Consider the following 26,418-nt stretch of genomic DNA (forward strand, 5'->3'; position numbering starts at 1 on the left):
GCACCGCTCCGTATGACGCCGCGCCCGAGGTGTGTCACAGTCCGCCGGGACCGTCGCCCGCTCAGCCGGTGGGGAGCCAGGCCTTCACCTTGTCGGGGTTGTCACCGACCCACTTCTCCGCGGCCTCCTCGGCCGTCATCTTGTCCTCGGAGATGTACTTGGCCACCAGGTTCTGGTCCTCGTTCGTCCAGGAGAAGTTCTTGACCAGCTCGTAGGCCGGGCTGCCGGAGTCGGCGAACTTCCTGCTCACGATCTTGTCGAGGTCGTAGAGCGGGTAGTCGCAGGCCACCTTCTCGGCATCGGCGTCGCAGCCCTCGGTGTACTCGGGCAGGTTCACCTTGACGAGCTTGACCTCCGCCAGGAACCACTGCGGCTCGTAGAAGTAGCCGAGCAGCGCCTTCTTCTCCTTCTCCGCCTTCCTGAACTCGGTGATCAGCGCCGCCTCGCTGCCCGCGTAGACGACCTTGTAGTCCAGTTTCAGGTTCTTCACCAGGGCCGCGTCATTGGTCACGAAGGACGGGTCGCCGTCGAGCAACTGCCCCTTGTCGCCCGACTCCGAGGTCTTGAACAGCTCGGCGTACTTGTTGAGGTTCTTCCAGTCGGTGATGTCGGGGTACTTCTCGGCCATCCACGGCGGCACGTACCAGCCGATGACTCCCTTGTTACCCGTCGAACCCGCCGCGACGGCGACCTTCTGTTCCTCGATGTACTTCTTCTTCAGGTCGTCGTGCGCCCAGTTCTCCACGATGGCGTCGACCTGGCCGGTGGCGAACCCCTGCCAGGCGACCTCCTCCTTGAGGTCCTTCTTCGTGACCGCGCAGCCGAGTTCCTTCTCAGCCACCTGGGCGATGACCGCCGCGGTCGCCTCGTACCCGACCCACGGGTTGATGGCGATGTTGACCGCGCCGCAGGGCTTCTTGCCGTCCGCGCCCGAGGTGGCGGACGCGGCTGTGCCGTCGCTGCTCTCGCCGACCTTCGCCCCGCCGCACGCGGAGACGAGGAGGCCGGTGGCGAGCAGGAACGCCAACGTCCGTGGCCGCCCGGTCCTGGAAACTGTCACCAAAGTCCTCCTGTACATGAGGCCGCCGACGGCGGCCGTCCGGGATTTCCGTCTGTCCTGCTCAGCGGGCGCCGTGTGCCTCGGCGTCCGCCCGCCGCGCCGCCGTCCTGGTGATGCGCTCCAGCATGATCCCGAGTACGACGATCGCCACGCCCGCCGCGAGCCCCTTGCCCCGCAACTGCAGCTGGGAGAAGCCCGCCACCACGTCGTAGCCGAGCGCGCCCGCGCCGACCAGACCGCCGACGACGACCATGGCCAGCACGTAGATGAGTCCCTGACCGGCCGCGAGGGTCACCGCGCTGCGCGCCATCGGCAGCTGCACCTTGGTGATGAGCTGCCAGGTGTTCGAGCCCGCGGCCGTGGCGGCCTCCACCGCGCTCGGGGAGACGCCGCGGATGCCGTCCGCGACGAGCTTGATCGCGACCGGCGCGGCGTAGACGACCGCGGCGGTGATCGCGGTGACCCGGGTCGCGCCGAACAGGCCGAGGATCGGCACCAGGTAGACGAACGGCGGCATGGTCTGCCCGGCGTCCAGGGCGGGCCGCACCAGTTGGTCGACACGGTCGCTGCGCCCCATCCAGACGCCGAACGCCACGCCGAGGACCATCACCAGGACCGTGGCCACCAGCGTCGAGGCCAGCGTCACCATGCTGTCCTGCCACAGGCCGAGCAGCACGAGCAGGGCGAGGCAGGCCGCGGTGACGAGCACGACCCTGACGTTCGCCAGGACGGCGGCGAACGCGACCACCACCGCGGCGATCAGCCACCACGGCGAGCCGGTGAGCAGGGCCTCGAACGGGTTGAGCAGACCGTAGGAGACGGCGTTCTTGAACGCGCCGGTGTAGGCCGCCAGGTTGTCCTGCACCCACAGGGTCGCCGCGTCGACGCCCCGGCGGACGTACGGCCCCAGGTTCGCCTCGCTCGGGAACTCCGCGGCCCACACGTAGGTGTGGGAGAGGTAGACCAGCACGCCGGTGCCCGCCAGGACGGCGCCGATCCCGGCACGGCGGCGGCCGGGCCTCCGCGGGCGGCCGGCCCGGTAGCGGATCTCGACACGCCTGCCGGCGGCGGAGGTGACCCGGTCGAGGACGATGGCCATGATGACGATGGCCAGGCCCGCGTTGAAGGCGCTGCCGACGTCGAGGGTCTCCAGCGCCTTGATGACCGTCTTGCCCAGTCCCGGGGCGTCGATCAGCGCGGCGATGGTGACCATGCAGAGCGCGGCCATGATGGTCTGGTTGACGCCGACGATGATGGTCCGCTTGGCCAGCGGGAGCCGTACCTTGCCCAGCAGCTGCCAGGCGGTCGAGCCCAGCGAGGTGCCGGCCTCCAGGGTCGCGGGGCGCACCTCGCGGATGCCGTGCGCGGTGATGCGGATCGCGGGCGGTGCGGCGTAGACGACCGTCGCCACGGTGGCGCTCGCCGGGCCGATGAGGAAGAACAGGGTGAGCGGCGCGAGGTAGACGAACGTCGGCATCGTCTGCATGAAGTCGAGCACCGGGGTGACCAGGCGGTTGAACCGGTCGTTCACCCCGGCCCAGACGCCGAGCGGGATGCCGATCAGCAGCGAGATCACGACCGCGGCCAGGGTGAGGGCGAGGGTGTCCATGCTCTCCTCCCACAGGCCCAGCAGGCCGAAGGAGGCGAAACCGGCCGCGGTCAGCACCGCGACCCTGAGGTTGCCCCAGAGCAGCGCGGCCGCCGTGGCGACGGTGACCACGCCCAGCCAGCCGATGACCGGCAGCGGCCGCCCGAAGGACGGCCTGCTGATCAGCGCCTGGACGAACGTGACGGCCTCGTCGAGGAAGAGCCGGACGTAGTTGACGAAGTACAGGAAGAACGGGTTGTCGTTCCTGCTGTTGTCGATGACCTCGCTCGCCTCGTTGATCCGCAGGTGCAGCGGCGTCAGCTCCGCGCCGCCGAGCTGGAAGGTGTCACGGCCCTGGACGAACACCCAGATGAGCACCCACGCCGCGACGACGGCGGTCAGCAGGTAGCGGCGGGGCCAGGTGGGCAGGCGCCGCAGGCCACCGGCCGGGGTGGCCGGGGTGGCCGTCACCCCTGTTCCCCTGCCCTGGCCGGCTCGGCGGACTCGCCCGTGCCCTCCTCCGGGAGCGGCTCGGGGAACTCACCGGAAGTCCTCCCGGTGAGTTCCCCGGGGGCCCTCTCCTCCGGTGGTTCGGTGCGCGTCACGGAGACCTCCGCCGGGGACTGCTCGGCGAGGACGCCGAGGAGTTCCTCGGCGGTGACGACGCCCAGCGGCCCGCCGCCGTCGACCACCCTGACCGGGCTCGTCGCGCGCAGCACCGTGTGCACGGCGTCGCGTACCACGACGTCCGGCCCGATCTCCGGCCCGTCCAGCGGCTCGTCGGAGCGGGGCGGACGCATGATCCAGCGAGTGGTGAGCACGTGCGAGCGGGGCACGTCCCTGACGAACTCGCGCACGTAGCCGTCCACCGGTGCCCCGACGACCTCCTCAGGCGTGCCCAGCTGGACGAGCTCGCCGTCGCGCATGATCAGGATGCGGTCGCCGAGCTTGAGCGCCTCGCTCAGGTCGTGTGTGATGAAGATCATCGTCTTGCCCACCTCGCGGTGCAGCCGGATGACCTCGTTCTGCATGTCCCGCCTGATCAGCGGGTCGAGCGCGGAGAACGGCTCGTCGAAGAAGAGCACGTCGGGATCCACCGCGAGCGCCCTGGCCAGTCCGACGCGCTGCTGCATGCCGCCGGAGAGCTGGTCGGGGTAGGAGTCCTCGGAGCCGGAGAGCCCGACGAGCTCGACCATCTGTCTGGCCCGCTCGTAGCGGGCCTCCTTGCGCGTCCCGCGGATCTCCAGCCCGTAGGCCACGTTGTCCAGGACCCGCCGGTGCGGCAGCAGCCCGAAGTTCTGGAACACCATCGCGAAGCGGTGGCGGCGCAGCTCGCGCAGCCGCCGGCCGTCGGCCTTGCGGATGTCCTCGCCGTCGAACAGCACCTCTCCCGCCGTCGGCTCGACGAGCCGGGTCAGGCAGCGTACGAGGGTGGACTTGCCCGAGCCGGACAGGCCCATGACGACGAAGACCTCCTGGGGCCGCACGGTGAAGGAGACGTCGCGGATCGCGGTCACGCAGCCCGTCCTGGCCCTCAGCTCACTTCGCGAGAGCTCCGCCAGCGGGGTTCCGACGACCCGGTCGGCACGCGGGCCGAAGACCTTCCAGAGACCACGCACGTCGAGGACGGCCCGCTGATTCTCCGCGACGAGATCTCTCCGGTCGCCGTCGAAGTGGAGATCTGACACGAAGGGGCATCCTTCCGGTCATCGCGTAGCTCGTTGCGTATGGCGCATCGGACCGCTTAGCGAGAAACAGAATCGACCCTCTTCATTCACCCAGTCAAGGCTTTACGGGCTTCGTTACCGTGCCAGCGCAATCGCGGAAATCTCACCCCCGCCATTATCCGAATGGTGAACCGGCTTTTTTCCGCGGGAATTCGACATCCGGCCCGTAATCGGACCGCACGGCCGGATGGCCGGTCAACGCACCCGTGATCAGTGGGCCAAGCCGTCGCGATGGCGGTAGAAGTCGACGTGTTCGGCAGCGAGCGGGGTGTTGCCCAGGATCAGGTCCGCCGCCTTCTCCGCCACCATCATGACCGGCGCGTAGATGTTGCCGTTGGTCACGTACGGCATCACCGAGGCGTCCACCACGCGCAGCCCCTCGAGGCCGTGTACCCGCATGGAGAGCGGGTCCACCACGGACATGTCGTCGACACCCATCCGTGCGGTGCACGAGGGGTGCAGCGCGGTCTCGCCGTCCCTGGCCACCCAGTCGAGGATCTCCTCGTCGGTCTCGACCCCGGGCCCCGGCGACAGCTCCCCCGCGTTGAACTCGTCCATGGCCGGCTGGTTGAGGATGTCGCGGGCGACCCGGACCGCCTCCACCCACTCGCGCCGGTCCTGCGCGGTGGACAGGTAGTTGAAACGGAGCGCCGGGTGGACCCGGGGGTCGGTGCTCCTGATCTTCACCGAGCCTCGGGAGTCCGAGTACATCGGCCCGATGTGCACCTGGTAGCCGTGCCCGCCCGCCGGAGCCGAGCCGTCGTAGCGGACCGCGATGGGCAGGAAGTGGAACATCAGGTTGGGGTAGTCGACGTCGTCGTTGCCCCGGATGAAGCCGCCCGCCTCGAAGTGGTTGGTCGCACCGGGGCCGCTGCGCGCGAACAGCCAGCGCGCGCCGATCCACGGCCGGTTGCGCCACTTCATCGCGGGCTGCATCGAGACCGGCCGCCTGCAGCCGTACTGGATGTAGACCTCCAGGTGGTCCTGGAGGTTCTCGCCGACGCCCGGCAGGTCGCACACGACGTCGACGCCGAGGGCGCCCAGCTCGGCGGCGTCGCCCACCCCGGAGAGCTGGAGCAGCTGGGGGGAGTTGATCGCGCCGCCGCAGAGGATGACCTCGCCCGCGCGAACCTTTCGGCCGTCGTACTCGACACCGACGGCCCGCTTTCCGGCGAAGAGGACTCCGGTGACGTGCGCCCGCGTTCTGATCTCCAGGTTGGGGCGGTTGGCGACCGGGTGCAGGTAGGCGCGGGCGGCGGACAGCCGGCGTCCCCTGCTGATGTTGCGGTCGAAGCGGGCAAAGCCCTCCTGGCGGTAGCCGTTGACGTCGTCGGTCAGCGGGTGTCCGGCCTGCTGCACCGCCTCGAAGAACGCCCCGAACAACGGGTTGCGCACCGGCCCGCGCTCCAGCACGAGGGGCCCGCCCCGCCCGCGCATCGGGTCGGCGGGGTCGGCGGCCAGGCAGTTCTCCATGCGCTTGAAATACGGCAGGCAGTGGGCGAAGTCCCAGGTCTCCATGCCGGGGTCGGCGCCCCAGCGCTGGTAGTCCAGCGGGTTGCCCCGCTGGAAGATCATGCCGTTGATGCTGCTCGATCCGCCCAGCACCTTGCCCCGGGCGTGGTAGATACGGCGGCCGTGCATGTGCGGCTCGGGCTCGGAGGTGTACTTCCAGTCGTAGAAACGGTTCCCGATGGGGAAGGGCAGCGCGGCCGGCATGTGGATGAAGACGTCCCACGGGTAGTCCGGGCGGCCCGCCTCCAGCACCAGTACCCGGTTGGCAGGGTCGGCGGAGAGCCGGTTGGCGAGGGCGCTTCCGGCCGAGCCACCTCCAACGATGACAAAGTCGTACATGTCTGCCTCGCCTCCCTCAAGCAGGAACAGTGTCCGAAATTGGAGCTAATAGCGCAATAGGGTGCACTATTCGCAACGGATATTGTCGTCCCCGATGACGTTCGTTCCCTTTCCAGCGCCTACAGTTGCGCCATGGGCAACGATCGCACCGACAGCGGCGGTGGAGTCCAGTCCGTCGACCGGGCCATCACCATCCTGGAGATCCTCGCCGAACGCCGCGAGGCCGGGGTGAGCGAGATAGCCCAGGAGATATCGGTGCACAAGTCGACGGCGTTCCGGCTGCTGGGCGCGCTGGAGGCGCGCGGCCTGGTCGAGCAGGCCGAGGACCGGGGAAAATACCGCCTCAGCTTCGGCCTCGTCCGCCTCGCGGGCGGGGTGGCCTCCCGGCTCGACCTGACCCAGCAGAGCCGCCCGGTCTGCCGCCGCCTCGCCGAGGAGCTCGGCGAGACGGTGAACCTGGCGGTGCTGCGCTCCCACTACGCGGTCAACCTGGACCAGGTACGCGGCCCTTCCGCCGTCACCACGCACAACTGGGTCGGCCAGCTCACCCCGCTGCACGCCACCTCCAGCGGGAAGGTCCTGCTGGCCCACCTCGACGAGGCGCACCGGGCCCGGCTGCTCTCCGCGAGCGGCCTGGAGCGCTACACCCCGAACACGATCACCTCCGTCGCCGCCCTGGAGGAGCAACTGGGAGAGGCCCGCGAGCGGGGTTACGCCGTCACCGTCGAGGAGTACGAGATCGGCCTGAACGCCGTCGCCGCGCCCATCCGCTCCTACGACGGTGAGATCGTCGCCTCGGTCAGCGCGTCAGGCCCCGCGTACCGCCTCGGCGAGGACCGGCTGCACGAGCTGGCACCGCTCGTGATAGCCGGCGCCCGCGACATCAGCCACCGCCTGGGGTACGCCGGACGAGTCTGACCACCACGCTCTTGGAGGTGGGGGTGTTGGAGGTCTCCGCCACCGAGTCGAGCGGGACGAGCACGTTGGTCTCCGGGAAGTACGCGGCGCAGCAGCCGCGCGCGGTCGGGTAGGCGACCGCGCGGAAGGCCTCCGCCCTGCGCTCCCCGTCGGGCCACTCGCTGACCAGGTCCACCATGTCCCCGTCGGCCAGTTCCCGCTCGGCCAGGTCGTCGGCGTGCACGAAGACCACCCGGCGGCCGTTGCGCACGCCCCGGTAGCGGTCGTCCATGCCGTAGATCGTGGTGTTGTACTGGTCGTGGCTGCGGACCGTCTGCAGCAGCAGCCGCCCCGGCGGCACCCGCAGCACCTCCAGCTCGTTGACCGTGAAGTTGGCCTTGCCCGTCGCGGTCGGGAAGCGTCGCTCGTCGCGGGGCGCGTTGGGCAGCGCGAAGCCGCCGGGAGCGCGGACCTTGGTGTTGAAGTCGTCGAATCCGGGCACCACCCGAGAGACCCGGTCGCGGATCGCGTCGTAGTCGGCCGCGAACTCCTGCCACGGCACGTGCGGATCGTCACCGAACAGCTCCACGGCCAGCCGGCAGACGATCTCCACCTCGGAGAGCAGATCGTCGGAGGCGGGCCGCAGCCTGCCCCGCGAGGCGTGCACCATGCCCATGGAGTCCTCGACCGTGACGAAACGGTCGCCGTCGCGTTCGGTCCGTCCCAGCGTGGGCAGGATGAGCGCCTCGCGCCCGCACACGGCGTGCGAGCGGTTCAGCTTGGTGGAGACCTGCACCGTCAGCCTGGCCCGGCGCATCGCCTCCTCGGTCGCCGCCGTGTCGGGGGTGGCCGACACGAAGTTGCCGCCCATCGCGATGAAGACCTTCGCCTGCTCGGAGCGGAGCGCCCTGATCGCCTCCACGGTGTCGAAGCCGTGCTCGCGGGGCGGCTCGAAGCCGAACTCGTCGCGTAGCGCGTCCAGGAACCGAGCCGGTGGCTTCTCGTAGATGCCCATCGTGCGGTCACCCTGGACGTTGGAGTGGCCCCTGACCGGGCAGACCCCCGCGCCCGCGCGACCCACGTTGCCGCGCAGCAACAGGAAGTTGACGACCTCCCTGATGGTGGCGACGGAGTTCTTGTGCTGGGTGAGCCCCATCGCCCAGCACACGATCACCGACTTCGCGCCCAGCACCTCCCGTACGGCCTCCTCGACGGCCGGGCGGTCCAGCCCGGTCGCCTCCTCGACCTCCGCCCAGTCCAGGGAGCGCAGATCCTCGGCCCATTCGTCGAAGCCGTGGGTGTGCGCCTCGACGAAGTCGCGGTCGATCACGGTTCCGGGGGCGGCCTCCTCGGCCTCCAGCAGCAGCAGCGACATCGCCTTGAAGAGCGCGAGGTCGCCGTTGAGCCGGATCTGCAGGAACCTGTCGGACAGCCTCGTACCCTTGCCCACCAGCCCGGAGGCCCGCTGCGGGTTCTTGAAGCGGAGCAGCCCGGCCTCGGGCAGCGGGTTGACCGCGACGATCCGGGCACCTTCGCGCTTGGCTCGTTCCAACGCCGAGAGCATGCGCGGGTGGTTGGTGCCGGGATTCTGACCGACCACGAAGATCAGGTCGGCCCGGTGGAGATCCTCCAGCGAGACCGTGCCCTTGCCGATACCGAGGGTCTCGGTGAGCGCCGAGCCGCTGGACTCGTGGCACATGTTGGAGCAGTCCGGCAGGTTGTTGGTGCCGAACCTGCGCACCAGGAGCTGGTAGACGAACGCGGCCTCGTTCGAGGTGCGCCCCGAGGTGTAGAAGAGCGCCTCGTCCGGGCTGTCCAGCGCGCGCAGCTCCCGCGCGATCAGGGAGAAGGCGTCGTCCCAGCTCACCGGGACGTAGTGGTCGGAGCCGGCGGGCTTGTGCATCGGCTCGGTGAGCCGCCCCTGCTGGCCCAGCCAGTACTCGGTGTGCCCGGCCAGGTCGTCGACGGTGTGCCGGGCGAAGAAGTCACGGGTGACCCTGCGGACGGTGGCCTCCTCGGCCACCGCCTTCGCGCCGTTCTCGCAGAACTCGAACGGGCTGCGGTGCTCCCCCTCGGGCCAGGCGCAACCGGGGCAGTCGAAGCCTTCCTTCTGGTTGACCCCTGCCAGGGTGAGGAGGGTGCGGCCGACGCCCATCTGGGCATTGGCGGTCAGCAACGACCGGGTCACTCCCGGTATACCGGCCGCCCACTCCTTGGGGGACCCGATCTCGATGCCGTCCTCGTTGACGTCGTCGCGCGGAGCCTTCCTGGCCATCCTCGCGCCTCCTTCCTTGCCCTCCCCCCCTGAAACGGCGGGTTGCGCACACTATAGGCGCTCCCCTTCCATCAGTCCGGCCCGGTACCCAGCCTGTCGATCAGCCAGTCGTGGAAGACCCCGATGTGGTGCTCGCTGGGCACCAGGACCCCACCCCGGGCGTACGCGCGGGAGTTCATCGCCGGCTGGCACCTCTCACAGGCCGCGAAGTCCTGCTCGTTGACCCGGTGGAAGAGCTCGACGGACGGACCGAGATCGGTGCCCGCCTCCACGACGTCCTTGAGGAAGAGCCAGTCGCACTCCACGATCGTCCGGTCAGCCGCCAGCGGGAACATCCGGTGCCAGATCACATGGTCGGGCACCAGGTTGACGAAGACCTGCGGTTTGATGGTGATCGCGTAGTAGCGGCGGTCCTGCTCCTCGCCGACCCCCGGGATACGGTCCACCCCCGCCGAGCCGTCGACGGTGAACCCCCGGATCTCCTCGCCGAACTCCGCTCCGTGCCCGACGAAGGACTGCGCCGCGTAGCCGTCGGCGAACTCCGGCAGCACCTCGGTGAGCTCGGGATGGATGGTGGCGCAGTGGTAGCACTCCATGAAGTTCTCGACGATGAGCTTCCAGTTGGCCCGCACGTCGTAGACGATCCTGCGGCCCACCGCCAGGTTGGCGATGTCGTAGCTCTCGATGGCCCGCTCGTCGCCCAGCCGGGCCGTCGCCTCACCGATCACATCCGCCTCGAACGACGGCGGCTCGTCGGCCAGGCAGACCCACACGTACCCGCTCCACTCGCGCACGGCCACGTTGACCAGCCCGTACTCGACCCGATCGAGGTCGGGCATCCTCGTCAGGTTCGGCGCGGCGATCAGCCTGCCTTCGAGATCGTAGGTCCAGGCGTGGTACGGGCACTGGAAGGCCCGTTTGACCTCGCCGGACTCCTCGGTGCGGATCCGGGCGCCACGGTGGCGGCAGACGTTGAGGAAGGCCCGGATCGAGTCGTCCCTGGCCCGGGTGACCAGGACGCTCTCCCGGCCTACCTGGACGGTCCGGAAAGCCCCCGGCTTTCCCAGGTCGGAGGCGCGGGCGACGCAGAACCACATCGACTCGAAGATGCGGGCCTGCTCCAGGGCGAAGACGTTCTCGTCGGTGTAGTGGCCGCCGGGCAGGGTGGCGATCACGCTGGGCGGCAGGCTTCTCGCGGTCACGATCGCTCCTCGGTCCGCCGTGCCGACGGGTCACGGCGCGGCACCGGCTTCCCGGCGAACTCCCCGCCGGACGGTACGCGGGTCGGCGTCATGCCGTACCCGCGCGGACGCCCGGCGGCAGGTTCGGCGGCTCCTCGGAGGGCACCACATAGACGATCTCGTCGGAGATCACCACCCGGTGGGTGCGCAGCGGCAGTTTGGCCGGAGGGCTGCTCGGCCGCCCCGTCCGCAGGTCGAAACTCGACGCGTGCAGCGGGCACTCGATCTCGCCCCCCTCCAGCCACCCGTCGGAGAGCGAGGCGTCCTGGTGGGTGCAGGTGTCGTCAACGGCGTAGATCTCGCCGTCCTCGGTGTGGAAGACGGCGATGGGCGGGTCGACGTCGAGCCGATGAGCCTCACCCGGAGGAAGGGCCGCGAGGGGGCAGACAGGGATCATCGCAACAAACCCCGGTTTCGTAAAGCAGAACAAGCAGCGCTATACGCAACAGCGTGACCTCCGGAAATCCCACTGTCAAGGCCCTTCCCCATGGTCGCGCGGAGGCCGATAGGTATACCCGTCACCGCCGCTCAGGTCAGCGGTCGGCGGTCCGCGCAGTATGTGCCGTGATGATGTGTCCCCTGCTCTGACTCTCTTCCGGAAAGGGCGCGATCACTTGCGAGGATTAACGAGAAAACCCTGTTAATCAGGCAAGATCTGATGGCGATCCGCGCCGAACGGCACCTCGGCGACAGGGCGCCAGTCCCACGAGGTCTCGGGACCATCCTGAACGACAAGGCTGATGCCACCTATCGTGATCTCACTCTCCGGCAACCCCCGCCCCAGCGCCTCGATGACCGGAGCCGCCGGGCCGTTCGCGGTGCTGTACGCCACCGTGACATATGGCGTCCACGGCTCGTGGGCAGGCACGCCGTCTCGGCCGGTAGCCGCGCGGGCCGCCGCCCGTACCGCTTCGAGCATCGGCAAGAGGCGCTCGGCCGGCCGCACCTCCAGCACGATGGCCTCGGGGTGGTAGGGCACGCGCCCGATGGTCACGGTGATCGGCGTCGATTCGCAGCAGGTCACGGGTCTGACGTAGCCGCTGCTTGCCGCCACGCAACAGGGCCTGCGTCCGCCGATGAACACGCGTGACATCGGTGAGCATCCGTCGCGGAGGCATCCGGGTGTGCTGTTCGGCGAGGCAGTGCGTCGCCTCATCTCATCGGACGAAGGGTTCGGCGTCCGCATCCGCGAACCCTGACCAGCCGGGGAAAACCAGTCGTCGGCCCGCCCCCGCGGGTGCCAGGGTACAACCATGATCGATCCTCAGCTGACCGGCCGGGTGGCACTTGTCACCGGCGCGAACCAGGGCATCGGCGCGGCGACCGCCATCGCGCTGGCCGCGTGCGGAGCGGCAGTGCTGCTCACCTGTAAACGACTGGACCCGGCCGAGCACGCCGGCGATCCGGCCTTCCCCGACGCCTACGGCAGGCTACGGGCACAGGGCGCCGACGAGGTCGTGGCCCGGATCCGGGCCGACGGCGGCCGAGCCGAGTCCATCGAGGCCGACCTGGCAGAGCCGGGCGTCGCGGGCCTGCTGTTCGACCGGGCACAAGCGGCCTTCGGACCGGTGGAGATCCTGATCAACAACGCCAGTGGCTGGCTGGCCGACACCTTCCTGCCCAACGCGCGTGACCGCTTCGGGCGCGAGCTGCGCCCTGTCGACGCCGACTCCCATGACCGGCAATTCGCCGTGGACGTGCGCGCACCCGCCCTGCTGATCGCCGAGTTCACCCGCCGCCACGTACAACGCGACGCCACGTGGGGCCGGATCATCGGTCTCACCTCCGGAAGCTCCGGTGGCTTCCCAGAGGAAGTCTCGTACGGCGCGGCCAAAGCGGCCCAGGAAAACTATACGATGTCCGCCGCCGCCGAACTCGGTCGCTACGGCGTCACCGCGAACATGATCCACCCGCCTGCCACCGACACCGGCTGGATCACCCCGGTCATCGAGGAGGCGGTCCGGGCCGGCAGCCCGCTGCGGCACGTCGGCCGGCCGGAGGAGGTCGCCGAGGTCATCGTCTTCCTGGCATCGCACCAGGCTCGTTACATCACCGGGCAGCTCATCCGCATGTCCTGAGCAAACCCTCACCAGTCAGCCCTCTCATCGTCGAGTCCAGTCGTCGACATCCCCATGAGCCGGTGACGACAGGCATCATGACGTGCGGCTGATCAAGGGAGTTGCGGTGTCAGACCTGCATGAGGAGTTCAGCTGACTTTCGGAGTCCGGGCCGTTCCACGACGTCTCTTGCGTGTCCTTCGTTCGATCCCCTTCTCCTGTTGAGGCGCCGGCTCGTCTCGGAGCGGAGACCGGTGAGCTACAAGAGGCGACCTTCGAAGCCCAAAGCCTCGTCCCGCCACGTCCGCGGACACCGCAGATCTGCGGCGCCACCGCTCCGTCTTCGCCTGCGCGCTCAGCGCGGGGCCAGGTCGGCGTCAACCGTCCGCGCACAGAGCCGAGGCCGAGCGGACGGTCGACGCCGACAGCCTTGAGGCCCTGCGCGCCGAGACCGACCGGCAGGAGACCATCGCACGGGAGGCACGACAGCGAGCCGCCGGGCAGGGTGGGCCAGGTCGGCCTGCGCGATGTCGAGGACGAAAGGACGGACGGCGGTCTCGCTCATTCCGCGTTCTCGCCTTCGGGGTCGCCGGCGAGTGTGCGGGCGGCCGCCACGTCGTTCTCGTCCCAGCCCCAGTGACCGTCGCGTTCCCCGGCCTGTTCGTCGATCCATCGGTTGTGGGCCTCCCACGCCGCCTGCTTACTGGTTCCCAGCGCGGCACCGATCTGCGACCACGAGGCGCCCGCTCGGCGGGCGGAGCGCACGGAGAGCTGACGCCCGTAGCCCGCCTTCCGTGCGATCACCTCGCCCAGCGCGAGAAGCTCCAGCGCCTCGCCCCGGGTCAGAGGCTCCGCGTCGGGGTCGGGCTGCGCGAGCGCGGAGTCGTCCTCGTCGGCCGGTGCGGCCAGGGCGTCACGGGTGCGTAGCGCGTCGTAGCGTGCGGCTGCGGCCAGCAGCGTGAACCGGCGTTCCAGCTCGTCAGGAGTAGACATGGGTCCAGTATTTCGTCAGGCTGCCTTGACGTCAAGGTAGCCTGACGTATCGGGACTCCAGCCCTGACCGGCTCCGGCGGGACGCGATCGGCGTCGGCCGAACGCCTCCAGCGGCATCGTGGCCGCCCACGGTGTTCTCGATCACCGAGCTTTCCTCATCATGCGTTTCCACAGCTCAGCAGAGCGCCCCTGAAGCCCGCTCGCACCCGGGACCGTTCAGCGCCTCACGACGCATCGGAACCCTTCCCTGACCAGGATGCAAAAAGGCGCCATGACACCCGCGTTCCCGCCATGACACGGCTGCTCGTCGGCTACGCGGCCGATGGGGATGAACATGCTCTCCACAATGCCCGATCTTCCCGGTACACACCGGTTCCGAGCGGCTATGGTGCGTCGTACCCGATTTGATCTAGGTGGCAGGAGCGTGCGGTGGTGAACGGGGGGAGCCCGACTGGGCGCATGTGGCCAGATCCCTGGTCAAGGTCCTGGCCGTCACCGTGGCGCTGTTCCTGGCCCTCAGCGCGGTCGACCGGACGCTGTGGCTGTTCATCGACTTCGACGACGAGCGGACGGCTCGGGTGTACGGCACGGCCGCCCGCGTCGCGAACCCGGACAAGCGCCTGTTCTACGGTTACGGCGATGGCGGGGGGCTGCTGGAGACGACCTACATGCTGTGGGGGGAACCGCGCCGGGCCGGTCCCGGCGAGGGGGAGACGAAGTACGAGATCGTGGAGAACCTGTTCGGCGCCGTCCGGGCCCCCTCCCTCGACGGGCCGTCGGGCAGTCTGGGCGACGCGATCGATTCCGTGCAGGCGGATCCCAGTGTCGGCATGGGGCCGGCGGAGACGGCCCGGAAGACCATCGACGGACTCCCCCCCGACGCTCGACGCCGTCGCGGTCGTTGAGTTCGCGCACCCGATGACCACCGATCGGCTTGTCGCCTTCAAGCGGAGGCACAAACTCTGCGGAGAGGGAAGCGTCTCCTACATCTACTCCCCGTCCTACTACGACGACTCCAGCGGCGATCCCCCGTTGAACGCGGTCGTCTGGAACCGCGGCATGACCAAGGAGAACAGCTGGGAGGAAGTCGACTATCAGTGCGAGACCGAGCCCGAAGCGGCGTTGGCGGAGTTCCGCAGGTGGGTCGGACTGCTTGGCGAAGGGGACGACCTCGACGAGTTCGGGCTGAGCCACGGTTGGCTCGCGGGGGCGGCCGAGGAGGGCGTCGTGTACGGGCTCGTCGTCGACCACTGGAAACTCGCCGACCTGCGCGAGCTCCTCGACGACCCGGAGGTGCGGACCGTTGACCTCGCCGACGTCGCCTTCGACCTCGGCTAGATCGGGTACCGCTCTTCGGCGGGCTCGGCAGCGTGGATGCGAACCCCGGCCCCTTGACCTCGACCTGCCCTCGCTGTGCTCTTCATCAGGCGCGGCACCGCGTCTTTCGACGGTGGCCGGATTCCAGGACGGCTCCCGGACTCTGGACGCTCGTACGGCGGAGACGGCTCACGCGTAGACGTCGACGCCGAGTTTGAGCGCGACGAGCAGGCCGCAGGTGGCGGTGCCGAGGCGGAGGGCGCGGCCGGGCAGGCGGCGGGCGATCACCGGACCGAGCCGCCCGCCCAGCAGGAAGCCCAGGGCGAGGGGCACCACCGCCGACCACTGCACCGGCCCGAAGAGGGCGAAGCCGATCGCCGCCACCCCGTTGGCCAGGGCGGACACGACATTCTTCAGAGCGTTGATCTTGACGGGTGGCTGGTCGAGCACGGCCGAGAGCACCGCGAACATGAGAACCCCGCCGGCTGCCCCGAAGTAGCCGATGTAGATCGCGACGGCGAACATGGCGGCGCGCGCCTTCCACCCGTCCTCGCCGCCGTACCCCGTCATCGTGTTCGGCGGGCGGAGCAGCAGCAGCGAGGCGAAGGCGATCAGCCAGGGCGCGATCGCCTCGAACGTGGTGGACGGGGTCACCAGCAGCAGTCCGGCCCCCACCGCCCCGCCGAGCAGGGTCATCGTGCCGAGTCGCAGGACCCTTGCCCCCTGTCCGGCCAGCTCCGGCCGCGACCCGAACGCCGCCCCCACCCCGTTGAACGTCAGCGCGACCGTGTTCGTCACGTTCGCGGTCACCGGCGGCAGGCCGAACGCCAGCAGCACCGGGTAGGAGATGATCGAGGCCAGGCTCACCACCGTGCCGACCACCCCGGCCAGCATTCCGGCTCCGAACAGACCCAGCACCTCAGCGACGTTCACGGGGGGACAGCCAATCACACATCCCGACCCGGCGCGGTCCCCGGTCCACCGGCCACGGACGCTCGCCGGATACCTCAACGGACCTCGCAAAGGGCAAGGGCGGCGGACACGACAAACCAGCGCATCCGGCTCACCCGTTCCTATGACCAGGCTTCACCTCTTCGCGCGTACGCGCGGAGCGGTCACGTCCCTCTGTGCCCCAGGTACCTTCCGATGTGGAGGCAGGCACCGCACGGGACGTACGCGCGGAGCGGTCACGTCCGGCCGGGCTCGCTCGGAGGACCGGCTGAGATCGGGTTTTCAAAGGGAACCTGACCTCGTCCAGCCGATCGAATGACCGTTCATCGGGCACAGCCACCAGGTGAACAGCAGACGGGAGGAGCCCGGCGCGTTGCGGGTGTGGCCACCGCCGGTGGGTCCCGTGGCGACGCGCGCGTCGAGGACGATGGGCGCGCTGGGCGCGGTGTCGCTGGCCGCGATGGTGGTGGCACAGGTCGCCTCGGGGCTGCAGCCTCGGCCGATCGCGCTGACCGGTGTGGTCGTCCTGCTGCTGGTGACGAGCGCGCTGGCCTTCGCCTCGGTGACCCACTCCTCCGCCGGGGCCGTGGTGGCGTTCAGCGCCGTGGTCGCGATCGGGTACGCCGCTGAGTGGGTCGGGACCAGGACGGGGCTGCCGTTCGGCGACTACCACTACACCGGCGTCCTCCAGCCGGTGCTCGGCGGGGTACCGGTGATCGTGGCGCTGGCCTGGGGTGGCATGGGCCTGCCGGCCCACGCGGTGGCCGCCGCGATCGCACCCGGCAGCCGGGCCGCACGGGTCGTGCTGGGAGCGCTCGCGCTCACCGCCTGGGACGTGTTCCTGGACCCGCAGATGACCCGGCTGGGCCTGTGGATCTGGCAGGCCCCCGGCCCCTACCGGGGCATCCCCCTCGGTAACTTCGCCGGCTGGCTCGTCGTCTCGCTGCTGGTCATGGTCCTGATCGAGCGCCTCGTGCCCGAGCCCGCGGCGTGGAGCGCCGGACTGGTGTCGATATACACGGCGATGGCGGTCATGGAGACCGTCGGTTTCGCGGCGGTCTTCGACCCGCCGGATCCGCTGGTCGCCGTCGCGGGAGGGACGTGCATGGGCCTGTTCGTCCTGCTCAGCTGGGGACGCGGATGCCGGAGGTGACGGTGATCGGGGGCGGCGTCGGGGGCATGGTCTGCGCCCTGCTGCTGGCCCGGGAGGGACACCGGGTGCGCCTGTACGAGCGGCTCCCCCGCCTCGGCGGCAAGCTCGCCGAGCACACCAGGGACGGCTTCACCTTCTCCCTCGGTCCCTCCCTGCTGACCCTGCCCGGCCTCTTCGCCGATCTCGGGCTGGAGCTCGACCTCGTCGAGCTCGACGAGCTGTGCCGCTACCTCTTCGCCGACGGTTCGACGCTGGCGGCGTACCGTGACCCGGCCAGGATGGCCGCCGAGGTCGACCGGCTCGCTCCCGGCGAGGGCCGAAACTGGCTGGCCTTCCACGACTGGGCACGGGGCTGCTTCGAGGCGTCGCGCCGTACCTTCTTCACCGGACCGCTCATCCGCCCACCCACCGAGGCCCGCCTGCCCGACCTGCTGGCGGTCGCCCCCGGCAGGACCCTGCACGGCCTGGCCCGCCGTTTCTTCACCGATCCGCGGCTGTGGCAGTACGTCGACCGCTACGCGACGTACGCGGGTTCCAGCCCGTACCTGGCCCCGGCCGCGCTGGGGTGCATCCCGGCGATCGAGCACGGCGAGGGCGGCTGGTACGTCTCCGGAGGGCTGCCCCGCATCGCCGACGCCCTTGCCCTGATGCTGGAGAAGACCGGGGTGGAGATCGTCCTGGGCGCCGAGGTGGCGCGGGTGCTCGCCGACGGCGAACGGGTCCGGGGGGTGCGGCTCGCCTCCGGAGAGCGCGAACGCGCCGACATCGTGGTCGCCAACACCGACGCGGCCGCGCTGTACGGGCGGCTGCTTCCCGACCGGCGGCGGCTGCGGCGCATCGCCGAACTCGGCACCTCCTCCTCGGTGTTCCTGCTGCTGGCCGGGGTGGACGGCAGGACCGAAGGGCTGGCGCACCACTCGATCGTCTTCTCCGCCGACTACGCGCGGGAGTTCTCCGACATCTTCCGGCGGCGCAGGCCGCCCGAGGATCCCACCGTCTACATCGGCTGCTCGGCCGTGGACGATCCGTCACAGGCTCCGCGGGGCGCGGAGAACCAGGTGATGCTGGTCAACGTCCCGGCCCGCGACCCCGACCGGTGGCCGATGTCACCCGAGGCGTACCGGGACCTGGTGCTGGAGCGGCTGGCCCGCCGGGGACACGACCTGTCCGGGCGGCTGCGCTTCGTCGACCTGTTCACCCCCGCCGACCTGCGCGACCGCTACGGCGCGTGGGGCGGCTCGATCTACGGCGCCGCCTGCTCGGGCCGGTTCGCGCCGCTGCGCCGCCCCGGCAACCGGGGGCCTCGGCGCGGCCTGTACCTGGTGGGCGGCTCGGCACATCCCGGCGGCGGGCTGCCGCTGGTCACGATGGGCGCCCGCATCGTCGCCTCGCTCGTCGAGCAGGACTTCCCCACCGGTTCCTCCCGCCTGACCACCACCGGAGGCCGCGGACCCGAAACCGCCCGGTGAACCATCCGCCCGAGACCGTGGAGGTGTCGCGATGAGAGCGCTGACCGTGCTGCAGGCCGCCGCCGCGCTGGCGGTGGCGGTGCGCCTGGCCCGGGGGCGGCACCGCCTGCCCGCGCTGAACCCCGTGCCGGCCGACGCGCCGGCCCACGCGTCGACCTCGACGAGGACGGCGAGGACGGCGCCACCGCGCGTCTCGGTGGTGATCCCCGCCCGCGACGAGGAGACCCGCCTCGGCCCCTGCCTGTCGGCGGTGCTCGCCGATCCGGCCGTCGCGGAGGTCGTCGTCGTCGACGACGAGTCACTCGACGGCACGGCGGAACTGGCCTCCCGGCTCGGCGCGAAGGTCCTCATCGGAGCGCCGCTTCCCGAAGGCTGGGTGGGCAAGCAGTGGGCCCTGAAGCAGGGGGTCGAGGCGGCGGTGGGCGAGGTCGTGGTGACCCTGGACGCGGACGCCCGGCCCGCGCCGGGACTGATCGGCGCGCTCGCGACGGTGCTGGACGGCTACGACCTGGTGAGCGTGGGCCCCAGGTACATGTGCGAGGGGACAGCCGAGCAGGCGCTGCACGCCTCGTTCCTGGCGACGCTGGTCTACCGCTTCGGCCCGATCGGGCCGCCCACTCCCCCGGCTCCGCACCGTGCGGTGGCCAACGGCCAGTGCATGGCCTTCCGCCGTACGGCGATGCTGAACGTCGACGGGTTCGCGCGGGTCCGCGGGCACCTGGCCGACGACGTGGCGCTGGCCAGGACGCTGGCGGCCCGGGGGTGGGCAGTGGGATTCCTGGAGGCCGGGAACCTGCTGGAGGTCGACATGCACGATTCGGCCGCCGGGGTGTGGCGGGAGTGGGGGCGGTCGCTGTCGCTGCGCGACGTCACCGGGCCCGGCTGGCAGGCCGCCGACCTGGCCGTGGTCTGGCTGGCCACCGCGCTGCCCGTGCTGCGGCTGGCGAGCGGCAGGACCACCCGGCTCGACCTGGGCCTGCTGGCCGTACGGCTGCTGCTGGCCGGCGCGCTGCGCGGCAGCTACACGCGGCCGGGTCCCGGTGTGCTGCTCTCCCCGCTGCTGGACCCGCTGGCGGCGCTGCGGCTGACGCAGACCACGTTGCGCCCGGCACGCGGCTGGCGGGGCCGTGTCTACCCGGCCGCCACGACGGGCGTCCGCCTCGGCCGGGTCACGACGTACGGACGATCGGCCCGGGCGACGGCGGACGGGCGAACGGGCCGGGTCACGACGGGCGGGAAGCCCATGCCGCCTGACCGAACCGCAGCCCGACGAGGCACATGAGCAGGCCGGTCCCGATCACGTGCGTGACCGGCGCGAAGAACAGCTGGAACAGCGGGATGCCGAAGACACCGACCCTCGCCCCGATCGCGAAGGACCGGGTCACCACGACGGCTGTGACCAGGGTGGCGACACCGAGCAGGAAACCGGGTGGGCAGATGACGGCGAAGCCTCCGGCGAGGGCCAGGATCGACCGTCCGCCCCTGAAGGCGGCGAAGAGCGGCCAGGCGTGCCCGACCATGGCGGCGGCCACCGCCAGGTACACGGCCGGCACGCTGTCGCCACGCACCCCGCCGGGCCAGGCGGGGGGCGTGCCACAGGCCACCAGGGCGAGCAGCCCGGCGAGGGTGCCCTTGAGCGTGTCACCCGCGAAGACCGGCACGGCGGCCCGCCAGCCGATCCGCTCCCTGACGTTCCAGAAGCCGGGGTTGCGGTCACCGACCTCGCGGGGGTCGAACCCGTGCGCGCGGGCCACCAGCACGGCGACCGGCACGGACCCGAGAAGGTAGCCGCCGATGACCGAGACGAGCAACGGGCCCATCGTTTCCTTCCATCTCACGAGATACCCGGATCTGGGTGCCATGCGGCACATGGCGTTCGACCGGCCGGTGCTGGGGCGCACGCCGGGGCTGGCGTTCTGGCGGCTGCTCGGCTCCGGCCGCGGGGCGTCGACGAGCGCGGGGGCGGACCTGCGCCGCTGGGCACTGCTGGCGGTGTGGCGCGAGGAGCGTGCCCTGGACGGCTTTCTGAGCGACTCCCCGGTGGCGGCGCGCTGGCGACGCGAGGCACGGGAGTCCTGGCAGGTGCGGCTGGCTCCGCTGACCTCGCGCGGCAGGTGGGACGGGGTGGACCCGTTCGGCCCCCTCCTGCGGAACACCCGGGAACGCGCCCCCTGCGGCCCGGTCGCCGTGCTGACCCGCGCGTCGATCCGGCCCCGTCGCCTGGTGGCGTTCTACCGCTCGGTCCCCGGCGTGGACCGCCTCCTGGCCGAGCAGGACGGCTGCCTGGCCTCGGTCGGCGTCGGCGAGTGGCCGCTGGCCCGCCAGGGCACGTTCTCGCTCTGGCGTGACGCCGCCGCGGTACGGGACTTCGCCCACCGGGGCCGGGCACACCGGCAGGTGATCGGCAGGACGCGCGCGCAGGACTGGTACTCCGAGGAGCTGTTCGCCCGTTTCTCCCCCTACGCGAGCGAGGGCACCTGGGACGGCGCCGACCCGCTGGCCTGACCTCGGCGCCGAGGTCACACCGGTTCGGCTCCGTCGCCCCGCCGCGACGAGACTCCGCCGCGCCGCTCAACGGGCGGCCTCCGGGGTGAGCCGGTCCGCGAACCGGGTGACGACCCCGCCCTCGGCGAGATCGTGCGCCACCGCGCAGGCGCGCGCGATCGTCGCCGCCCGCGAGGAACCGTGCGCGACGACGACGGTGCCGATCAGACCGAGCAGCGCCGCCCCGCCGTGGGCCTCCGGGGCGTAGCGGCGGGCCACCGCCCGCAACTCCTCGGCTCCGGCGGCCCCGGAACGCGCCACCAGCGTCAGCGCGGCCCGCACCGAACCCTCGACGTTCTTGAGCACCACGTTCCCGGTGAAACCGTCGGTGACGATCACGTCGACGGTGCCCGCGAGCACGTCGTGTCCCTCCACGTTGCCGCAGAAGCGCAACGGCAGCCCGGCGAGCAGCTCACCGGCACTGCGGGTCAGCCGGTTGCCCTTGCCGGGTTCCGAGCCGATCGACAACAGGCCCACCGACGGATCGGCGACCTCCAGCACGAGCTGGGCGTAGGAGGCGCCGAGCAGCGCGAACTGGGCGATCATCTCCGGGATGGGGTCGGAGGTCGCCCCGACGTCGATCAGCACGGTCGCGCCGCCGGTGACCGAGGGCAGTGCGATGGCCAGGGCGGGCCGCAGGACGCCCGGGGCGCGCCCGATGCCGTGGATGGCGCACGAGACGACCGCGCCCGTGGAACCGGCCGACACGAACGCCGACGCCTCCTTCCGCCGTACGAGGTCGCAGCCGACCGTCAGGCTGGTCGTGGTGGAGAAGACCGCTCCCGCGCCCCGCTCGGTCATCGGGACGACGTCCTCGGCGTGCACCACGCCGATCTCGCCGACGGCGCCGTGGCGGGTGAGCTCGGCGCGGACGGCGCCGGAGTGGCCCACGAGCACCACGGGGATTCCGAGCTCGCGCCGGGCCACGACCGCCCCGGCGACCGTCTCGCCCGGTCCGTGGTCTCCGCCCATCGCGTCGACGGCCACAGGCTCCGACATCACACCCTCCCGACGACAGCATTGGACGACCTCGTGCCGGCCCCGCCCGGCCGGTTCACGGCACCTCGGCGATCAGCCGGCGTTCGGCGCGGCCGGCCGCGGACGCCGCGAGCAGGTGCCGCGTGAAGATCGCCAGTCTCCTCCGCCCGGGTACGGCCGCCCTGCCGCCGAGGACGTCGTGGCCCGCGGCCTCGATCCGGTCGAGGATGCCGCCGTACAGCTGGAAGGCCGCGCGGACGCACGGCCGGGAGGAGGGGGTCAGCATGCCGATCCCCTCGCCGGCCCGCGCGTAGTGACCCCTGGCCCGCCGGATCTGGAAGGCCAGCAGCTCGCGCAGGGCCGGGGTGGGAGCGTCGCGCCCCAGGTCGGCCACCTCCACTCCGAACCTGTCCAGGTCCTCCAGCGGGAGGTAGACCCGGCCGCGTTCCAGGTCCTCGGCCACGTCGCGCAGGAAGTTGGTCAGCTGGAAGGCCAGCCCCAGCTGGCGGGCCGGCTCACAGGCCTTGTCCCGCATGCCCGGCAGCGGTTCGAGGACGGGCAGCATCATCGTGCCGATCACCGCGGCCGAACCCTCCATGTAGGCGAGCAGGTCGTCGTAGGTTTCGTAGCGGGCCACGGTCAGGTCGGCCCGCATCGAGCGCAGGAACGCCGCCACGTCGCCGTGATCGATGCCGAAGGAGCGCATGGTCTGCGTGAACGCGGGGAGCACCGGGTCGTCGGTGGTGCCACCCTCCAGCGTGACGGCCAGTCGCGCGGCCAGGCCGTCGAGTGCCCTTGCCCTGTCGCCGGTCATCGTGAAGGAGTCCACGATCTCGTCGGCGTAGCGGGCGAAGCCGTACAGGGCGTGCACGTGCGGCCGTTTCCAGGCGGGCAGCAGCAGGGTGGCCAGGTAGTAGGAGCGACCGTGACGGGCGTTGAGCCTGCGGCAGAGTTCGTAACTCGCGGTCAGGGTCATCGGGAGGTCTCCAGTACGCGTTCCGCGGCGAGCCTGCCGGAGATCAGCACCGGGGGCACCCCCACCCCCGGCGCGGTGTACATACCGGCGAAGTGCAGTCCCGGGACACGCCGGGACACTCCCGCCGGCCGGAACCAGGCGGTCTGGGTGAAACGGTGGTCCAGGGCGAACGGGGTGCCGGCCGAGTGGCCGAGCCGCGCCCAGGCGGGCGGGTCGAGGGTGAGCCTCGGCGCGCGGGACAGGTCGCCGTAGCCGAGGTCGGCGAGCCTCGCCAGCAGCCGGTCCGCCAACTCCGGGGTGAGCCGGTCCCAGTCGGCGCCGCCGTGCAGGTTGGCGGTCGGCTCCAGCACGGTGAGGGTGGCGTGGCCGGTCGGAGCGGCGTCTGTGTCGGACTCCGGATAGGTGACCAGCAGGTTCGGATCGGGTTGTGGCCGTCCGGCCCGCAGCGCGGCGAAGGTGGCGTCCCACTCCCTGCCGAAGTGCAGGGTGTGGTGCGCCTGCCCGGTGAGCCTCCGGTCCAGGCCGAAGTGCAGGACCAGGCAGGAGGGCGAGTAGCGGGGGCGGCGGAGCCGCCAGTCGCCCGCCTCCTCGGGAAGCAGCCCGGTATGAGCCCGGGGCAGGTCACAGGCGACCACGACGTTCCCCGCCGCAAGGCGCTCCCCGGTGTCGAGCCGCACCCCGCGGACACCCGAGGACCCGGTCTCGACCCTGATGGCGCGCACCCCGTACCTGATCCGCGCGCCCGCCCTCTCGGCCAGCGCGGCCAGGGCCCGCGGGATGGCCCGCATGCCGCCGTGTCGTGGGAAGAAGACGCCGCCGACGGTGTCCATGTGGGCGATGACCGCGTAGATCCCCAGCGCCCTGCGCGGCGGCAGGCCCACGTACAGGGCTTGGAAGGTGTGCGCCTTGACCAGCCGGTGGTCGGTGAGGTGGCTTCTGACCAGGGAGTCCAGGCTGCGGAAGCCGCCCAGGGCCGCCAGGCGGGCCAGGACGCGCGGCCGGGCGAGGTCGCGCAGCCGCGTCATGTCGCGGTCTATGAACGCGGGCCACTCGGCTTCGAAGAGCTCGCCGAGCCGGATGCGGAAGCGCCGGTACCTGTCGGCCTCCGCGGTTCCGCACAGCGCGCGCACCTGCTCGACCATGGCGTCCTCGCCCGCCACCACGTCCAGGTGGGAGCCGTCGTGGTAACGCAGCCGGTAGTACGGGTCCAGCCGCCGCAGCGGGAGCAGGCTCTCCATGTCCTGCCCGGCCGCGGTGAAGACGTCGGCGAGGACCTCGGGCATGGTCAGCACGGAGGGGCCGGTGTCGAAACGGTACTCGCCGACGGCGGCCGTACCGCAGCAGCCGCCGGGCGCTTGGCCGGCTTCCACGATCGTGACGTCCCGCCCTGCGGCGGCCAGCCGGACCGCGGCGGCCAGGCCGCCGAGACCCGCGCCGATCACCACGACATGGCGCACGCGCTCCTCCTCGTCACCAGGTCCGCGGGGTCCGCGCGTACGCGTTCGGATGCGTCCGTCCGACGGCGGGCGCACGGCCCATGATCAATGGTGTCGGACGACCCATCCCCGGGCCGGGCTGCGGATAAATCAACCCGTCGCGCAAGAAGACGTAAAGACGGCGCCGGCTCCCCCGCCCTTTCGGGACCGGGGAGCCGAGGCGCGGTGAGCTGCCGCCGGTCGTCCCGCACGGACGACCGGCGGACGGCGCCCGGCCCGCGGGAGCGCGGACGAAGGTCAGAGGTCGAGCAGCCGCATCGCCTGCTCGCGCATCTCGACCTTGCGGATCTTGCCCGTCACCGTCATGGGGAACCCGTCGACCAGATGGACGTAGCGGGGCACCTTGTAGTGGGCGAGCCGCCCGGCGCAGAAGTCCCTGACCGCCTCGGCCGTCAGCGGGACGGCCCCCGGCCGCATGACGATCCAGGCCATCAGCTCCTCTCCGTACTTGGGGTCGGGGACACCGATCACCTGGACGTCGTCGATGTCCGGATGACCGTGCAGGAACTCCTCCAGCTCGCGGGGATAGACGTTCTCACCGCCCCTGATCACCATGTCCTTGATGCGTCCGACCACGTTGACGTAGCCGTCGTCGTCCATGGTGGCCAGGTCGCCGGTGTGCATCCAGCGGGCTGCGTCGATCGCCTCGGCGGTCCTGGCGGGCTCGTCCCAGTAACCGAGCATCACCGAGTAGCCGCGGGTGCACAGCTCGCCGGGCTCACCGCGCGGGACGGTCAGGCCGCTCTCCGGGTGGACGATCTTGACCTCGATGTGCGGCATCACCCGGCCGACCGTCTCGGTGCGGCGGGCCAGATCGTCGTCGGCCCTCGTCATCGTGGACACCGGCGAGGTCTCCGTCATCCCGTAGCAGATCGCCACCTCGCGCATGTTCATCTCGGTGACCACCCGCTTCATGATCTCCACCGGGCAGGGCGAGCCCGCCATGATCCCGGTACGCAGGCTCGACAGGTCGTACTCGGCGCGGCCGAGCTCGCCGAGCTCGGCGATGAACATGGTCGGCACCCCGTACAGGGAGGTGCAGCGCTCCCGCTCCACGGCCCGCAGGGTGGCGGCGGGGTCGAAGCCCGGCGCGGGGATGACGACGCAGGCCCCGTGGGAGGTCGCCCCGAGGTTGCCCATGACCATTCCGAAGCAGTGGTAGAAGGGCACCGGCAGGCAGACCCTGTCGGTCTCGTCGTAGCCGACCAGCTCACCGACGAAGTAGCCGTTGTTGAGGATGTTGTGGTGCGACAGGGTCGCGCCCTTGGGGAAGCCGGTGGTGCCCGAGGTGTACTGGATGTTGATCGGGTCGTCGAAGGTCAGCGAGGCCATGCGCTCGCGCAGGCTCTCGGGGCCGACGTCCGTGGCCCCGGCCAGCAGGCGGTGCCAGCTCTCCTCGCCGATGTAGGCGACGTCGGCGAACCCGATCCCGGTGACCATCGCGCGGTAGTCGCTCGTCTTGTGGCTCACCGCGCTGATCAGCAGCCGCATTCCGGACTGGCGGACGACGTAGTCGAGTTCGTGCCCGCGGTAGGCGGGGTTGACGTTGACCAGAATCGCGCCGACCTTCGCGGTGGCGTACTGGACGATCACCCATTCGGCGCAGTTGGGCGACCAGATCCCGACCCGGTCCCCCTTGGCGACACCCCGGGCGATCAGGGCTCTGGCCAGCCGGTCGACGTCGGCGTTCAGCTCGGCGTAGGTCCAGCGGCGCTCGCCCGGCAGGTCGACCAGGGCCTCCCGGTCACCGAAGCGGGCCACGATCCGCTCGAAGTTCTCCCCGATGGTCTCGCCGAGGAGGGGGGCGCCCGAGACGGCGCATGAGTAGGACAGCATGTGGGAAAC

At 70.9% G+C, this 26,418-nt stretch carries 23 protein-coding genes; 8 read left to right on the forward strand and 15 right to left on the reverse strand.

Features of this window, described 5'->3' with window-relative positions; translation table 11 throughout:
* Positions 1 to 61: 61 nt before the first annotated feature.
* The 4 genes from AB0J58_RS15945 to betA form a co-directional block, all read right to left on the reverse strand.
* The gene (locus AB0J58_RS15945) at positions 62 to 1,060 is read right to left on the reverse strand and encodes an ABC transporter substrate-binding protein (RefSeq protein ID WP_364215737.1); all 999 of its coding nucleotides are present in this window, start codon (positions 1,058 to 1,060) and stop codon (positions 62 to 64) included.
* 61 nt (positions 1,061 to 1,121) lie between these two features.
* Positions 1,122 to 3,119, reverse strand: a complete 1,998-nt coding sequence (locus AB0J58_RS15950) for an ABC transporter permease subunit (RefSeq protein WP_364215740.1) — start codon at positions 3,117 to 3,119, stop codon at positions 1,122 to 1,124.
* Complete coding sequence (locus AB0J58_RS15955; protein WP_364215888.1) at positions 3,116 to 4,267, reverse strand: betaine/proline/choline family ABC transporter ATP-binding protein; 1,152 nt, start codon at positions 4,265 to 4,267, stop codon at positions 3,116 to 3,118. Before AB0J58_RS15955 ends, AB0J58_RS15950 begins: the two co-directional genes overlap by 4 nt.
* A gap of 318 nt (positions 4,268 to 4,585) precedes the next feature.
* Positions 4,586 to 6,226 carry a choline dehydrogenase gene (gene betA, locus AB0J58_RS15960; protein WP_364215743.1) on the reverse strand — a complete coding sequence of 547 codons (1,641 nt, stop codon included), beginning with the start codon at positions 6,224 to 6,226 and terminating at the stop codon, positions 4,586 to 4,588.
* Positions 6,227 to 6,358: 132 nt separating this feature from the next.
* Here betA and AB0J58_RS15965 point away from each other — a divergent pair, with 132 nt between their 5' ends.
* Positions 6,359 to 7,144 (forward strand): IclR family transcriptional regulator, encoded by a 786-nt coding sequence (locus AB0J58_RS15965; protein ID WP_364215746.1) that lies wholly within the window; start codon positions 6,359 to 6,361, stop codon positions 7,142 to 7,144.
* Here AB0J58_RS15965 and AB0J58_RS15970 read toward each other — a convergent pair.
* The 4 genes from AB0J58_RS15970 to AB0J58_RS15985 form a co-directional block, all read right to left on the reverse strand.
* On the reverse strand, positions 7,110 to 9,398 hold the full coding sequence (locus AB0J58_RS15970) for an FdhF/YdeP family oxidoreductase (protein WP_364215749.1): 2,289 nt from the start codon (positions 9,396 to 9,398) through the stop codon (positions 7,110 to 7,112). The two genes, AB0J58_RS15965 and AB0J58_RS15970, sit on opposite strands and share 35 nt — an antisense overlap.
* 71 nt (positions 9,399 to 9,469) lie before the next feature.
* Positions 9,470 to 10,600 (reverse strand): aromatic ring-hydroxylating dioxygenase subunit alpha, encoded by a 1,131-nt coding sequence (locus tag AB0J58_RS15975; RefSeq protein ID WP_364215752.1) that lies wholly within the window; start codon positions 10,598 to 10,600, stop codon positions 9,470 to 9,472.
* A gap of 88 nt (positions 10,601 to 10,688) precedes the next feature.
* Positions 10,689 to 11,036, reverse strand: a complete 348-nt coding sequence (locus tag AB0J58_RS15980; protein ID WP_364215755.1) for a bifunctional 3-phenylpropionate/cinnamic acid dioxygenase ferredoxin subunit — start codon at positions 11,034 to 11,036, stop codon at positions 10,689 to 10,691.
* A 243-nt stretch (positions 11,037 to 11,279) separates the two neighbouring features.
* On the reverse strand, positions 11,280 to 11,732 hold the full coding sequence (locus AB0J58_RS15985) for a 2'-5' RNA ligase family protein (RefSeq protein WP_364215758.1): 453 nt from the start codon (positions 11,730 to 11,732) through the stop codon (positions 11,280 to 11,282).
* Positions 11,733 to 11,892: 160 nt separating this feature from the next.
* Here AB0J58_RS15985 and AB0J58_RS15990 point away from each other — a divergent pair, with 160 nt between their 5' ends.
* Entirely contained in the window at positions 11,893 to 12,717 is an 825-nt protein-coding gene (locus AB0J58_RS15990; RefSeq protein ID WP_364215761.1) for an SDR family oxidoreductase, read from the forward strand.
* 540 nt (positions 12,718 to 13,257) lie between these two features.
* Here AB0J58_RS15990 and AB0J58_RS15995 read toward each other — a convergent pair.
* Entirely contained in the window at positions 13,258 to 13,689 is a 432-nt protein-coding gene (locus AB0J58_RS15995; protein WP_364215763.1) for a hypothetical protein, read from the reverse strand.
* Positions 13,690 to 14,150: 461 nt separating this feature from the next.
* Here AB0J58_RS15995 and AB0J58_RS16000 point away from each other — a divergent pair, with 461 nt between their 5' ends.
* A complete protein-coding gene (locus AB0J58_RS16000; RefSeq protein ID WP_364215766.1) occupies positions 14,151 to 14,594 on the forward strand; it encodes a hypothetical protein in 444 nt (147 codons plus the stop codon).
* Between the two features lie 13 nt (positions 14,595 to 14,607).
* The gene (locus AB0J58_RS16005; protein WP_364215769.1) at positions 14,608 to 15,027 is read left to right on the forward strand and encodes a hypothetical protein; all 420 of its coding nucleotides are present in this window, start codon (positions 14,608 to 14,610) and stop codon (positions 15,025 to 15,027) included.
* Positions 15,028 to 15,195: 168 nt separating this feature from the next.
* Here the strand turns inward: AB0J58_RS16005 and AB0J58_RS16010 are convergent, their stop codons facing one another.
* Positions 15,196 to 15,939 (reverse strand): sulfite exporter TauE/SafE family protein, encoded by a 744-nt coding sequence (locus AB0J58_RS16010; RefSeq protein WP_364215772.1) that lies wholly within the window; start codon positions 15,937 to 15,939, stop codon positions 15,196 to 15,198.
* A 361-nt stretch (positions 15,940 to 16,300) separates the two neighbouring features.
* Between AB0J58_RS16010 and AB0J58_RS16015 the strand changes: the two genes are divergently transcribed.
* From AB0J58_RS16015 to AB0J58_RS16025, 3 genes are read left to right on the forward strand one after another with little or no spacing between them, the layout of a single operon-like run.
* On the forward strand, positions 16,301 to 17,110 hold the full coding sequence (locus AB0J58_RS16015) for a carotenoid biosynthesis protein (RefSeq protein WP_364215775.1): 810 nt from the start codon (positions 16,301 to 16,303) through the stop codon (positions 17,108 to 17,110).
* A complete protein-coding gene (crtI, locus tag AB0J58_RS16020; RefSeq protein ID WP_364215778.1) occupies positions 17,098 to 18,579 on the forward strand; it encodes a phytoene desaturase family protein in 1,482 nt (493 codons plus the stop codon). Before AB0J58_RS16015 ends, crtI (AB0J58_RS16020) begins: the two co-directional genes overlap by 13 nt.
* Positions 18,580 to 18,610: 31 nt before the next feature.
* Positions 18,611 to 19,861, forward strand: a complete 1,251-nt coding sequence (locus AB0J58_RS16025) for a glycosyltransferase (RefSeq protein WP_364215781.1) — start codon at positions 18,611 to 18,613, stop codon at positions 19,859 to 19,861.
* Here the strand turns inward: AB0J58_RS16025 and AB0J58_RS16030 are convergent.
* Positions 19,803 to 20,399, reverse strand: a complete 597-nt coding sequence (locus AB0J58_RS16030; protein ID WP_364215784.1) for a glycerol-3-phosphate acyltransferase — start codon at positions 20,397 to 20,399, stop codon at positions 19,803 to 19,805. The genes AB0J58_RS16025 and AB0J58_RS16030 overlap by 59 nt on opposite strands.
* Between AB0J58_RS16030 and AB0J58_RS16035 the strand changes: the two genes are divergently transcribed.
* Complete coding sequence (locus AB0J58_RS16035; protein WP_364215787.1) at positions 20,374 to 21,084, forward strand: spheroidene monooxygenase; 711 nt, start codon at positions 20,374 to 20,376, stop codon at positions 21,082 to 21,084. The genes AB0J58_RS16030 and AB0J58_RS16035 overlap by 26 nt on opposite strands.
* A 66-nt stretch (positions 21,085 to 21,150) precedes the next feature.
* Here the strand turns inward: AB0J58_RS16035 and plsX are convergent, their stop codons facing one another.
* The 4 genes from plsX to AB0J58_RS16055 form a co-directional block, all read right to left on the reverse strand.
* On the reverse strand, positions 21,151 to 22,122 hold the full coding sequence (gene plsX / locus AB0J58_RS16040; protein ID WP_364215790.1) for a phosphate acyltransferase PlsX: 972 nt from the start codon (positions 22,120 to 22,122) through the stop codon (positions 21,151 to 21,153).
* Between the two features lie 55 nt (positions 22,123 to 22,177).
* The gene (locus tag AB0J58_RS16045; protein WP_364215793.1) at positions 22,178 to 23,077 is read right to left on the reverse strand and encodes a phytoene/squalene synthase family protein; all 900 of its coding nucleotides are present in this window, start codon (positions 23,075 to 23,077) and stop codon (positions 22,178 to 22,180) included.
* A complete protein-coding gene (gene crtI / locus AB0J58_RS16050) occupies positions 23,074 to 24,534 on the reverse strand; it encodes a phytoene desaturase family protein (protein ID WP_364215796.1) in 1,461 nt (486 codons plus the stop codon). Before crtI (AB0J58_RS16050) ends, AB0J58_RS16045 begins: the two co-directional genes overlap by 4 nt.
* 276 nt (positions 24,535 to 24,810) lie before the next feature.
* Positions 24,811 to 26,409, reverse strand: a complete 1,599-nt coding sequence (locus AB0J58_RS16055) for an AMP-binding protein (RefSeq protein WP_364215799.1) — start codon at positions 26,407 to 26,409, stop codon at positions 24,811 to 24,813.
* Positions 26,410 to 26,418: the final 9 nt, after the last annotated feature.

Source organism: Streptosporangium sp. NPDC049644 (genome assembly GCF_040675205.1).
In the GTDB taxonomy this organism is placed as follows: Bacteria; Actinomycetota; Actinomycetes; order Streptosporangiales; family Streptosporangiaceae; genus Streptosporangium; species Streptosporangium fukuiense.